General features: G+C 35.8%; 9 protein-coding genes. 1 reads left to right on the top strand and 8 read right to left on the bottom strand.

The annotated features are described in order from the left end of the window. Window positions 1-116: 116 nt before the first annotated feature. The 8 genes from AC07XU_RS11045 to AC07XU_RS11010 form a co-directional block, all read right to left on the bottom strand. Window positions 117-1,184, bottom strand: a complete 1,068-nt coding sequence (locus AC07XU_RS11045; protein ID WP_494943708.1) for a Gfo/Idh/MocA family protein — start codon at window positions 1,182-1,184, stop codon at window positions 117-119. Continuing rightward, the gene (locus tag AC07XU_RS11040) at window positions 1,184-2,419 is read right to left on the bottom strand and encodes an extracellular solute-binding protein (RefSeq protein ID WP_494943707.1); all 1,236 of its coding nucleotides are present in this window, start codon (window positions 2,417-2,419) and stop codon (window positions 1,184-1,186) included. Before AC07XU_RS11040 ends, AC07XU_RS11045 begins: the two co-directional genes overlap by 1 nt. Then, a complete protein-coding gene (locus tag AC07XU_RS11035; protein ID WP_494943706.1) occupies window positions 2,412-3,575 on the bottom strand; it encodes a CaiB/BaiF CoA transferase family protein in 1,164 nt (387 codons plus the stop codon). The genes AC07XU_RS11040 and AC07XU_RS11035 overlap by 8 nt, the downstream gene beginning before the upstream one ends. Before the next feature lie 194 nt (window positions 3,576-3,769). Further along, window positions 3,770-4,921, bottom strand: coding sequence for a CaiB/BaiF CoA transferase family protein (locus AC07XU_RS11030; RefSeq protein WP_494943705.1), 1,152 nt, complete (start codon window positions 4,919-4,921; stop codon window positions 3,770-3,772). After that, complete coding sequence (locus AC07XU_RS11025; protein ID WP_494943704.1) at window positions 4,918-6,078, bottom strand: ABC transporter substrate-binding protein; 1,161 nt, start codon at window positions 6,076-6,078, stop codon at window positions 4,918-4,920. The genes AC07XU_RS11030 and AC07XU_RS11025 overlap by 4 nt, the downstream gene beginning before the upstream one ends. A gap of 69 nt (window positions 6,079-6,147) precedes the next feature. Continuing rightward, a complete protein-coding gene (locus AC07XU_RS11020) occupies window positions 6,148-8,601 on the bottom strand; it encodes a glycoside hydrolase family 2 TIM barrel-domain containing protein (protein WP_494943703.1) in 2,454 nt (817 codons plus the stop codon). Further along, a complete protein-coding gene (locus tag AC07XU_RS11015) occupies window positions 8,601-9,704 on the bottom strand; it encodes a glycoside hydrolase family protein (RefSeq protein ID WP_494943702.1) in 1,104 nt (367 codons plus the stop codon). The genes AC07XU_RS11020 and AC07XU_RS11015 overlap by 1 nt, the downstream gene beginning before the upstream one ends. Continuing rightward, on the bottom strand, window positions 9,701-12,457 hold the full coding sequence (locus AC07XU_RS11010; RefSeq protein ID WP_494943701.1) for an alpha-L-rhamnosidase: 2,757 nt from the start codon (window positions 12,455-12,457) through the stop codon (window positions 9,701-9,703). Before AC07XU_RS11010 ends, AC07XU_RS11015 begins: the two co-directional genes overlap by 4 nt. A 227-nt stretch (window positions 12,458-12,684) precedes the next feature. Here AC07XU_RS11010 and AC07XU_RS11005 point away from each other — a divergent pair, with 227 nt between their 5' ends. Next, entirely contained in the window at window positions 12,685-13,467 is a 783-nt protein-coding gene (locus tag AC07XU_RS11005; RefSeq protein ID WP_494943700.1) for an IclR family transcriptional regulator, read from the top strand. Window positions 13,468-13,910 lie beyond the last annotated feature (443 nt).

Genomic DNA, 13,910 nt, shown 5'->3' with positions numbered 1-13,910 from the left:
CGAAGGAAGAATCTCTTTTAAATGCAGCTTCTACTATTCTTATTATGACATATATTTTATTCTGTCTTGAGATCCTTCTCCGCTGCGGCGGATCTGGATGACAAGTCTATCTAATTTTAACTAATTTTTATCCCTCCATTATCACTCGATTGATAGGCACTTTCTACAACAGCCATGGTATCAATCACATCTTCTACACTGGTGTTTAGAACTTCTTCTGAACCTTCATTATATCGCATTAAGTTAGACATGGTGCCAATAAAAGCTTCTGGAAACCACGAGCCTTCTAATTGTACCGTTTGCCATTCGGGCGATTTGCCTTCTTCAACAATACAATATTCAAAAACATCTGGCACACCATGCGGATAATCCATCAGTAACCCAATTTTAGCAATAATACCACCCTTTGTTCCCTCCCATTTAATGTAACTCTCTTGGTGTTTAGCGCCAAAATCATGGTCGTGGTTGGTGTTAATTAACGCATGTAGAGTATCGCCATAATCAAATAAAATCGTACTGCGAGATGATGATAAACTCTTAGCAGGATGTTTTAAGGTTTTAGCCAAAACACTTTTAGGGTTACCCAAAAATGAACGAATTAAATCTACATAATGGATGCTGTGGTATTGAATTTCCAAACGTGGATGCACAATTACATGAGGGAAAATCTCCCAAGGTGTTTTAATTGTCACCCTAACTTCCATATCGTAAATTTCACCAATTAAACCAGCATCAATTAAATATTTAGCCGCACTTACAAATGGCGCATAACGCAATTGAAAGTTAATTGCAGCCTTTAATTTTTTTGCTCTGCACAGTTCTAAAATTTCTTTTGCTTGCTCAAAATCATCGCCCATAGGCTTCTGAATTAAAACAGCACTCCCGTTCGGTAACTGATTTAAGGTTTCGAGATACTGCTCTGGCATTATGGTTAAATCGTAAACCACGTTTGCAGGAGCCAACGCAACAGCTTCGGCAACAGAATTGTAAACGTTGGGAATGTCAAAATCGGCGGCTACTTTTTCTGCTCGAGCTTTTGTTCTGTTCACAATGCCATGCACTTTAAAACCAGCAATTTTATAAGCCGGTAAATGGGCATCGGTTACAATTCCGCCCGCACCAATAATAATTATCGGTTGTTTGGTTAATGGCAACTCTGGTTTATATTTGATATCGATACTCATTATTCTAGCTCATTAATTTTTTCTTGCGCTATCTCTATTAATTCTTCAGAGGTTGTATTAGAATTAACCGCATTTAAAACCATTTCATCAATTATTTTGGCAATATTACTCCAATTCTCTTTTTGAGGAAGTGTATTTGCAACTTCATGTAGCGCTTCTAATTTATTGTAAAAAGGTATGGTTTTTTTAATTTCTTCATCATTCCAAGTAGAAGTTCTACAGCCAATCCCTCCTGTTAAGGTTAATAATTTATCATTAGTTGCATTTATCGCAAAGCGGATAAAATCATAAGCCAACTCTTTATTTTTACTGCCAGAGGCGATGGTATAGAGCCAATAAACATTTAGAGAAGCTGATTTAGAGCAAGCTGTTGAAGGCAATAAATCAATATCAATTTTACCTTTTACTTTCGAATTTTCATCAACTTCACACATTGCTGCAAAGCCAAACCAATTGATCATCATGGCGGCTTCACCATTCATAAATGCCAAACCAGCTGCTACCGATTCGAAATCAGCAGAATTTGGATGAACTAAATTTTTATCTTTTACAAAGCTTCTGTAAAATTCCAAGCCATCTATTGCTGCGGTTGTATTGATGTTTATTTCGCCATCTTCATCAAGCAAAGTTCCGCCTCTGGTCCATAATTGCAAACAAAAATCAAAAACTGTATTGTGTCCATCTGGGTAGCAGGCAAAAATACTTCCGTATAAATTTTGCGCAGGGCGATGGAAAAACTCAGCTATATTTCTAAAATCATCCCACGTTTGTGGAACTTTTAATTCCTTGCCATATTTAGTTCGATAATTATCTTGTTCTTGTTGATCCTCAAAAAGATCTTTTCTATAAATTAAACATTCTGGTCCATCGTGAAAAGGTAAGCCTACAACTTTACCATCAAAGTTTTGAAGCGTTAAAAGGGATTTGCTCCATCCCTTTGGGTAACTTTCTGGTGGATTTTGATCAATTTTATCATTTAATATTTCAAAAGCACTGTTAACAAAGCCTTCGTAAATCCAGTCTGTATTAATATGGGCGATATCAAAATCACCATTTGCCAAACCATTGTTGATGATTGTACTTTCATGTAATTCATGTAAATCCATCACCACCATTTCCAACTTCAATTTACATTCAGAAAACTGGCAATATTTGTCCCAAAAAAGCTGCATAGCAGTTTCAAAAGGCGCAAATTTGCGAACAGCAATTCTAAATATCTCAGTTGAATTAGGCATTTGCAATTGATTTTAAGTTAAACTCGGTAATGATTTTTTCATTGTCTTGACCTAATTTTGGTGACCCTTTTGAAGACGTTAATAATTCGCCATCAATTCGGATCGGACAACGTGTGGTTTCATATTTATAGCCATCAATCATTTCTACTTCTTGTATCATATCTAAAACCTTAAAGCCATCATGAGCCATTAATTGCTGCCAATTTAAAACATCGGCGCACCAAATATCAGCTGGCTCTAATTTCGACAGCCACTTCCCTGTAGTTTCAGTTACAAGATGATCAGCTAAAATAGATTTAATTTCATCCCGTTCGTAGTAAGCTTCTGCTTGCTCGGTATAATTAAGTAATGCATCGCAAGCTAATAATTTACCTAAAACAGGAATTGAACCCATCGCTAAAGCTAAATATCCATCTTGCGTTTGGTAAATTCCATAAGGTGCTCCTAAATAAGCATTTGCGTTATTTTTAGCAGATCTTTCTGGCAACTCTCCACCATCATTCATAAAGGTAGTGATGGTTTCGAACTGAAAATCATAAGCTGATTCGAGCATGCTCACCTGAACAAAAGCACCTTGATTATTAATTGCTCTGCGGTATAAACTAGCCAGCAAACCTTGCGTTAAATGTGCCCCTGTAAGCATATCAACAATGGATAAACCCATAGCAACAGGACCGCTATCGGCATTGCCAGTTAAAGCTGTTAGGCCGGTAACAGATTGTAAAAGCAAATCCTGGCCAGGTTTATTTTTCCATGTACTTTCTTCGTTACCAAAACCAGAAATTTCACCGTAAATAATATTTGGATTAATTGCTGAAACTGAAAGGTAATCAAAACCTAAACGTTTCATTACTCCCGGACGGAAATTATGAATCATGACATCTGCTTTTTTAAGCAGTTCGCGAACCATTTCGCAGTCATCTTCGTTTTTCAAATCTACCTCAAAACTTTCTTTATTTCTATTGATTGCATGAAAAACAGATGACTCACCATTCATAATTAAATTAGAAGTATAAAGCGTACGACAAATATCGCCAATGCCCAATCGTTCTATTTTAATCACACGAGCGCCCATGTCTGCTAAGCGCAGACTTGCAGATGGCCCCGAAAGGAACTGACTAAAATCAATAACTAAATAATCTTCAAGCGGTTTCATATTTTATTTTTTTTCTCAACTCGTCTTGCTGAATTTTTTTCAGCATCATTCCTGCATTAAAGACCCTGAAATAAATTCAGGGTGATGACTCGTTTTTAGTTTCTTAGTTCATGTCTCCATGCACCAATATCTATTCTTTATTCAAATTGTCAAATTAATAGCATGTTGTTTATCAAATTTGACAATTGATTACATTATTTTAATTCAAACTCCAAATCTATCGAAGCAGTATTTATTCCTAGTGCTGGTGCCGATTTAGCTGAAGGTAATTTTTCGCCATTCAACCTTATCGGACTAACCGTTGTATTCATTTTTTTTCCGTTAGGTAAATTTAAAGTCTGCTCAATTTTAAGATTTTGATAAACGTCTAAATTGGTTGCCTGTTGATAATTTAAAACTGCCGCACACCAAATCCCTTCAGCCTCTAATAAACTTAACCAATGTTCAGTATTGTGTTTTTTAAATGTTTCTCCTAATCTTACAATCAGTTGGTCTCTATTTTCAAAAGCATCTTGAGTTTCTTTAAATAAATCAGAAATATCGCAACTGATAATTGAACAAATCTTATTTAAATCGCCCATGGCTAAAGAAATGGAACCATTATTAGTTTCATACATTCCGTAAGGCGCACTTAAGTAAGCGTGTGCACTGCCTTTTGCTGCGCTGCGTTCTGGCAATTTGCCGCCATCGTTTAAATATGTAGTTAATACTTCAAACTGTACATCTAAAATAGATTCCAGTAAACTCACTTCAACCAAAACGCTCTTGTTGGTTTTTGCTCTTTTAATTAAGGCTGCCATTAACCCTTGCGCTAAATGGTTGCCGCACATAATATCAGAAACTGATAAACCAAATGGAACAGGACCATCAATAGCGCTACCGGATAAAAATGCTAGACCAGAAACAGATTGAACTAGCAAATCTTGACCTGGTTTATTTCTCCATGGACCTTCATTTCCATATCCAGTAACCATACCGTAAATAATTTTAGGGTTAATGCCTTGAACTGCTGTATAATCTAAACCGATTTTTTCCATTACCCCTGGTCTAAAATTATGCACCATAATATCAGCTTTGCTGATTAGTATTTTTAACTTTTGTAAATCATCGGCATTTTTTAAATCTGCCGCATAACTTTCCTTATTGCGGTTAATGGTGTGAAAAAGCAAACTATCATCATCTACAAACAGGTTTTTGATAGCTAATTGTCTGCAGGCATCGCCAGTTTTTGGTCTTTCAATTTTGATTACCCTTGCACCAAGATCTGCTAATTTTAAACCAGCAGAAGGCCCAGCCAAAAACTGACAAAACTCTAAAACTAAAACTCCTTCTAACGGTCTGTTCATGCTAATGTTAAAGTTTTAGATTTTTTGTATAACTCATTCATTTCGGCTAACACCTGATTTTCATCTCCACCTTTCATCAGATAATCTCTTACCACATCGCCGGCATGATCTTGAAAAAACATAGAGCCATGGTAACGCGGACGAAGAAATGCCCTTTGTAAAGCAGGTAAAGTATTTGTGAAATAATCAGCACTTTGCCTATTTACTTCCTCGTTTTGCCAAGCAGTTAAATGTCCCGGTTGTCCTCCACTTTCGAAATATAAAGATGATTGACAAGCTGGTGAACCCACAAACTTCGCATATTCAACGGCAATCTGTAAATTTTCACATTTTGATGAAATAGCTAAACCTGTTCCACCTAAAGTGCTGCGCAAATTGGTTTTGCCATCTAAAGAGATCATATCATGAAAATTCAAAAGCTTACGAGCATAGCCGATTCTTGAATAATTGGAGTAGCCATAAGCAAAGGGACAATAAGCAATTTCATCACTTTTTGTCATTGCCTCATAAATCTGAATTGGGTTTCTATTGAAATTAGCTTCATTTATTTTTGTGGCCAATTGGCGATACATTTTTAATGCTTTGATGCCAATTTCTGGAGAAATTACAACATCATTTGCTTGACATGGATCTTCGCCTAGAGAGCAGCACAAAGTATAAAAGTTCATCAACACATCTATCGGGATACCTGCAAAAGCGACTAAACCTTTATCGGCCAATGCCAGCAAATCATCAAATGATTTTGGTAATGCTAAACCGCTTTGTGCCAATAAATCTGGGCGACTAGCCGCTACTGGTGTGGCAGCATCAATTGGCAATGCCCATTGCTGGTTATTGAAATTGTAACTTTCATAAGATGCACCTACGGAATTTTGCGCTTGATCTTTTAAATAATCCGCAGGTAAATATTCATCCAAAGGAATAATTGATTTGGTTTTTGAAGCAAAGCCAGCCCAAGGATGATCGATTACCAATAAATCAAATCGCTCTGCTAATTCTTGGATTGAGAAATCTGCAAATTGCTGCAAGCTTCGTTTCTCCCAAGTTATTTCTACACCAGGATTTAGCTCAGCAAATCGCTGTGCTGTTGCCACCATTGGCAACAAACCTCTGCTGTGGTTCCAAGTAATTCCTTTTAAAACTAAATTTTTACTCACTTTCTATATATTTTTACCACACAGAAACATAGCACTTTCCTTATAACTATGTTTCTATGTGATTAATCCTTATTTCGTTGTTATCAAAACCGATGAACTTTGTAATCCATCTGCCGTTGCTGTAATTTTAATTTTACCCGCTTTTTCTTTTGCTTGAATAATTGCCAAGCACAATCCGTTAAAAGCTTTTCGGTAATTTGCTTTAAATGGCTCTAAACTTGCCTGATATCCATTGTCTACACCTGCAATAAAACCCTCGCCCTCTATTTTAAAATTCACTAAATTATCAGCGTTTGGCACCAAATTTCCGTCTTTATCTAAAACACGAACCGTGATAAAAGATAAATCTTTACCATCAGCTTTAATGTTGTTACGATCAGCAATTAATTCTATTCTAGATGCAATACCTGCCGTTTTTATTTCTCTACTTAAAACTTCTTTTCCGCCTTTGCGAGATATGGCTTTTAAAGTTCCAGCTTCGAAAGGCACATTCCACATTACATGCATCTCTTCGCCTTGTTTACTTTTTTTACCTAATGATTTACCATTTAAGAACAGCTCAACTTCATCGGCATTATTGTAATAAGCCCAAACTTCTACAGACTTGCCTTTTTCCCAATTCCAATGTGGTAAAATATGTAACACTGGCTTGTTAGTCCACTCGCTTTGGTATAAATAATAACTGTCTTTCGGGAAACCAGCTAAATCAACAATTCCGAAATATGAACTTCTGGCGGGCCAAGGATAAGGTAAAGGCTCACCTAAATAATCGAAACCAGTCCACACGAAAATACCCGAAACGTGATCATATTTTTTAGCTTCTTTTAGGGTTTCTTCATGTGTTGAACCCCAGTAAGCAGAAACATTATCGTAAGCAGAAGCGGCAAATTCTTTATTGCCTTCGGTAAATTTGGTTTTGCCATCTTTCGGCCAGCGGCGAATGGTATCGGCAGTATCATAAAAACCTCTAGTTTGCAAAGCTGATGTAGTTTCTGTACCTAAAAACTTAACATTTGGATAGTTGATAGGAAAATCTTTATACTTTTTATGGTTATAATTTAAGCCATAAAGATCTAAAGCATCGGCTTGATAAATGAAATTTTTCTCGGCTACGGTTTCCGTTAAAGCAGAAATTACAGGTCGGGTTCGATCTAAATTTTTAACAATTGAAACCAATTCTTTTGTCAATGCAATTCCTGTGCTATCAAACTGCTCTCTAATTTCGTTACCAATGCTCCATAAAATGATTGATGGATGGTTGATATCACGTTTAACCATCGCCTCTAAATCTCTCTTGTGCCATTCTGGAAAATCTAAATGGTAATCGAATTTGTTTTTACGCTTTGCCCACATGTCAAAAGCCTCATCAATTACCAAAAAACCCATTTTATCGCATAAATCTAAAAACTCTGGTGCTGGCGGATTATGTGCTGTTCTTATGGCATTCACACCCATATTTTTCATGATCTCCAATTGGCGCTCCATTGCTCTGGTGTTTACAGCTGCTCCTAAAGCGCCTAAATCATGATGCAAACAAACACCTTGAATTTTCATGAATTTTCCATTTAAAGAAAAACCCTTTTGCGCATCAAAACTAAACGAACGTACTCCGAATAAGGCTGATTGACGATCTATCACTTTTCCACCTTGTGAAATCTCAGTAACCAGTTTGTATTGGTTTGGAGCATTTACCGACCAGAGAATTGGATTATTGAAGCTTAAAGTTGTTGAAATATCCTTATTTAATGTGGTTAATTTTAAACTGGTGGCGTTGCCCTTTTTAACAAATTTGCCATTCTCATCATAAATAGAGTTAGATAAAGTTACAGTTTGATCCTTGTTAGATTTATTAAAGATGTTAGCCTTAATCTTTACAGCAACAGTTTTCTGATCTGATGAAAGTTCTGGATTTACGCTCAAACCCCAATGTGAAACAGCTATTCTTGCAGTAGATGTCAACCACACGTTTCTGTAAATACCCGAACCCGAATACCAGCGAGAATCTGGTTGAGCAGAATTATCAACTTTTACAGCAATGGTATTTTTGCCAGGTTTTAAGTGTTTGCTTAACTCATAAGTAAAAGAAATATAGCCAAATGGACGCTTGCCTAAAAATGCACCGTTAATATATACTTCAGAATTTTTGTAAACTCCATCAAATTCAATTGTTATAATTCTATCCTTAAAATTAGCAGGGGCGATAAAATCTTTTCTGTACCATGCAATTCCGGTAGGTAAACCGCCACCTTCCGGTTTAGCTGGATTTTTTTCATCAAATTTACCTTCAATACTCCAATCGTGTGGCAGAGTTAATTTGCGCCATTTGGTATCACTAAATACCGTACTTTTTGCATTTGGTTCATCACCTAAAAAGAATTTCCAATCTTTATTAAAGCTCGCTCTAACTCTTGTTTGTGCCTGAACAGAACAATGTATAGCCAATAAAACTATCAATCCAAAGAGTTTCGTGAAGACACGAACTTTGGCATTAGAACTATTTTTATATGTTAAATTATAATTCATTACTCTCCTACAAAATTCATTTTACTTTTTCCTAAATCTTTTGAAGTTGCCACCGCAATTCCCCTTTGATCTTTTTTATTTACCGCACAATAAAAATGATAAACTATGCCTTTGTGCTTTAAAACGAAAGATTTATGCGCATACAATTCATCGTACTTTTCTGATGATTGGATGAGGTTTTCACCATTCCAATCTGTCCAATTCACTAAATTCTTTGATGCGGCAAAGCGATTAAATGCTCCTTTTCTATCCTCCCAAAAAGCACCAAAATAAAACATCACGTACGTTTTACCTATTTTTTGGATCACTCCATCTCCGGTTATCCCAACTGGGTGATGAACTACTGGATCTTTTTGAAATCTTTTCCAAGTTACCATATCATCAGAAACTGCCATTCCAATACGCTCGTACCAACGTGTTTTTTTATTGTCCTTTAACGAATCGCCAACGGCATTATAATACATCGCAAAGCGATGACCGGTTAAGCGCTCTTTATCTTCGATAATTGAACTTTTAAAGAGTTTATTTCTATTTTCCCACCATCTTACATCAGCATCTGCTGAAGTTAAAACTGGCTTGGCAATTCTTGTCCACTCGTGTGCAAACCATGGATTTTGATTAGTATAAGCCATCCCAATTGATAATGGTTCTGTCTCATATCCTTTTTCCTTACCTCCGAAATAAGACATCCAATATTTACCATCAAATTTGCTCAATTGATAGCTCCCACCCCATTTGGTGTTTGTTAAAGCATTGTACCCTGCTTTTTGATTGTCATCCCATTTTCCATCATCACCAAAAGAAAGTTGTTTCCCTAAATTTTCCCAATTTAATAAATCTTTACTTTTAGCTAGCCACGTTTCGTAACCTCTGCCGCTATAAATTAGATAAGTCATGTACCAATATTTTCCTTTACGAAAAATTGTTGGACAATCCATTTTATGATCATTATCTTTTGGCACCATTACCAAACCATATTTATAAGGTGTTTTTACTTCCTGATAAATACTTTCCATCTCGGTTTGCGAAACGGATTTAGCGTTCTGTGCATTTAAATTTAATGCATAAACAACCAGAAAAAGCATTAGGGCTATCTTTTTCATTTATATTGAACATTAAATTTGTAATAACCCGAGCCAATGGCAACTTTCGAATATCCATCTTCTGTTGCTAGGTTGGTAAAACTAGCATTGTATTCTTCAGTTAAAATTGAATTTGGAAACGAAGGAATACATACAGTCGCCGTTGTATTTGCTGGAATGTCAACTTCTAACGTTAAATTATGAGCAGTTTTGTTCCATTTCGTAGCAATTTTGCCATAGGGCGAATTATAACTTGTATTTGCAGAAGTCAAATCGCCAACAATTTGTGGCTCAATTTTAATTTTATTCCAAGCAACAGCGCCTTCATCTTGCTTAATACCGCCAACGCCACTGTAAAACCACTCCATCAAATGCCCTAACATAAAATGATTATTAGAAACACTTGGTAAAGCTGCCCAGCTTTCTGTTAAGGCGGTTGCTCCTTTAGCAATCTGCATGCCGTAACCAGGTTTATCACTTCTGCTATTCATGTCGAAAATCACATCAGATCTTCCTTGATCCTCCAAAACCCTTAATAAATAACGATAACCAATATCGCCAGCGGTTAAACTATTGTCTCTATTTCTAATGTCTTTTACAATGTTTTCAACTACAGCTTTTTTATCTGCCTCATTTACTAAACCCAAATAAATTGCCATCGCATTTGCAGTTTGGCTCCCACTTGCATATTGTTTAGTTTCTGCATTGAAAAACTGATCATTAAATGCTTTTTTAACTTCTAAAGCTAAGTTTTCATAAGCTTCAGCATCCTGAGATTTACCAATTTTTATTGCAATTTTTGCTAATGTTTTTAAATCATGATAATAAATTGCTGTAGCCGTAACGCCAATTGGTGTTAACTGAGAAATGCCTGGTGCATTTGGCCCTAAATCATACCAATCGCCCAAACCTTGACTTAAAATATGGTTTTTTGCCTTAGTTTTTAAATAGCTGATGTAGCGTTGCATCATTGGATAATAATCTACCATTGCTTGTTGATCTCCATACCATATATATAAATACCAAGGCAACAAAATGCTACTACTTCCCCATTCTGGCGAGTCGCGAAACATATCCCCACCCCATTCAAATTTTACATATTCTGGAGCAATTTCAGGAATTAAGCCATCTGCAGTTTGTGAGTTCTTCATATCCCGCAAAGCTTTTTTAAATAATGGAGCAACATTGTAATTGTAACTTACCGAACTGCCCATTAAATGCAATTGCTCTAGCCAGCCCAGTTTTTCGCGGTGCGGACAATCGGTAAAAACGCTCATCATGTTGCTTTTGATAGACCAATTGATTAAATCAAATGTTTTATTTAACAACTCATTTGAGCTATTAAAATTTCCAACTGTTGTTGCAGCGTTGCGAATATGTAATGCATTTAAATCTTCTATTACAGCTAATTTTGATGGATTATTTTTGCCTCTCGGTATTCCGCCTTTAACTTGTAAAAACCTAAAACCGGTGTACATAAATTTTGGTCGCCAAGTTTCTATCCCATCTCCTTTTAAAATGTAGGAGAAATATGATGGTCCACCAATATTTTTCTGGGTAACAGACCCATCTTCTTTTAACAATTCTGCTGGTGTAATTTTAATGGTATCGCCTTTTTTACCACTAACTTTAAGTTCTACAATTGCTGATGAGTTTTGACCTAAATCATAAACCCAATCTTTATTTGCTAACTCAATTGTACTTTTGGCATCAAAACGATCAAATATTTTAATTGGTTCTTCTTTTTGAGCGTTTAGTTCTGGTCCATCAACTGGCAAAGCCGATTTCCAATTGCGATCATTAAATTGAGGTAAATCCCAACCTTTTTGTTCTAAGTTGGCATTGTAATCCTCGCCACCAAAAATACTAGAGAATGTAACTGGCGATAGAGCTGTTTTCCAACTTGAATTAGATACAATATCAGAATTTGTTCCATCTGCATACTGTATTGATAATCTACAAATCATTTTAGGATAACCAAAAGCAACTTTTAATTTTCTATACCTTCCAGAAACTGGCGGAATGTAATAAAATCCATTTCCTAACATTACGCCTAAAACATTTTCACCTATTTTTAGCGATTTTGTGAGATCATAAGTTACGTATAAAGCTTCTTTGTCATACTTAGTCCAGCCGGGTGCTAAAAAATCATCTCCAACTCTTTGGCCGTTTAAACTACATTCGAATTGGCCTAAGCCAGAAATGTATAGAGTAGCATTTTCTATTTTTTTATTTATAACAAGCCTTTTTCTGAATATTGGTAAAGTGTTATTCTGTTTAAAAGTATCCTTTTTGCCATCAACAGGAAGGATATTTACATTGCTATCTGCAATTTTCTCGTAAGCAATCCACTGCGCATTTTTCCAATCAGCTTTGGTTAATAAACCCATTTGCCAAAAAGCAATGGGGCTCCAAGCAGATTGATTATGGTTATCCCACACCTTAACTTTCCAATAATATTTTTGTGTAGATATAAGTTTGGCGCCATTATAAGTAACATTTACAGATTGGTTAGCAGCTGTTTTTTTGCTATCCCAAACATTGCCTTTATCAAGTTGTAGATCTTTTAAATTATCGGCTACCAAAATTTGAAAATGCGTTTGTAGAGTGTTTCTTGTTTGAGACTGCATTTTCCAACTTAACATAGGTTTAGCAACATCAATAGACAATGAATTGGTTTTATATTCGCAAGTTAATGCCTCAACTTTTAGTTGCTGAGCAAAAGCTATATTTGCAATTAAAATCAAGAAGAAAGCGGCTACAAATCTGTTCATTATCATTAAATTAGCCCTTGAGCTAAATAAAATCGCCCTGCGATAAAAAATTTAAGTTTTACATTTGGTTTACGAATGCGAAAAATCATTTCAGCATTAATTCAAATATAAATTATTTTTTTAAATATGAAAATTATTATCTCTAAAAAATTACTTTCATCGAAAAATAAGAAATTAATAAGCATTTTGTATGTTTGAAGAAGTAACAATTCTAAATTTTTGGTACAATGAACGAAAACGAATCAAAATATCAAGCACCAGCTCTCGATAAAGGTCTTGATATACTAGAATACCTTTCTGCACAATCTATTCCGCTTTCACAGTCTGAAATTGCAATTGGCATTGATAAAACCCCGAACGAAATTTATCGAATGCTGATGAGTTTAGAAAGCAGAGGTTACATTATTAGAGATGAAGTTTCGGGAAAATATCGCCTTTCGTTAAAGCTTTTTTACCTCTCACACCGTCACTCACCTGTAGATGAGTTGAGAAAAGCAGCCCAATTTCCGTTAGAGGAATTAGCTGATACAGTTAGACAATCTTGCCATTTAAGCATCATGTATATGAACCAGGTGATGGTAATTATTCATGCTAAAAGTCCCGGGCCAATTGCGCTTTCTATTGAAGAAGGTAATTTGTTCCCTTTACCTTTAACTGCATCTGGTAAGGTTTTATTGGCCTATATGAATGAGGCAGAAAGAAATACTATTTTAAAGAACAATCAGATCTTTAAAAAGTATGCTAAACCTAAAAAGGATGAATTTTTAGCTTCATTGGCAGATATAAAAGATACTGGATCTTACATTAAACCAAGCGATTTAGCAGAAGGAGTTTCAGATATTTCTATCCCGATAGGTAAACACAGTACAAATGGAATTATTGCTTGTTTAACGATTTCGATGTTAAGCACTTTAAACATAAATAAAAACATCAAAAACGAAGAAATTTTAGCAGAAGCGAATAAATGCGTTAAAAAAATTGAACAGCGAATTGGAGTTTTGGGATTGTAAACCCCCAACCTAATCCCGTCATTTCGAAACAGGAACGAGGAGAAATCTGTTTTCTATTTACCACTGACAATTAAGGACAGTGATTAAGAACTTTGAGATTTCTCCCTGCGATTCTAAATGACGATTATTTTATGCAGGTGAGACACCAGCCGATAGTCTTCTCCTCGAACCTACCTTCATCCCGTCATTTCCAACGAGTTTTTCACGAGGAGAAATCTGTTGCCTATTTTACCACTGACAACTAAGGACGGTAATTAAGAACTTTGAGATTTCTCCCTGCGGCTCGAAATGACGGTTATTTTCGGCAAGTGAGACACCAGCCGATAGTCCCCCCCCGCCAACCTGCCTTAATCCCGTCATTTCGAACGAGTTTTTCACGAGGAGAAATCTGTTGCCTATTTTACCACTGACAACTAAGGACGGTAATTAAGAACTTTGAGATT

The sequence above is a fragment of the Pedobacter sp. GW456-11-11-14-TSB4 genome (assembly GCF_059424425.1).
This window is presented reverse-complemented; position numbering and strand designations above follow the sequence as displayed.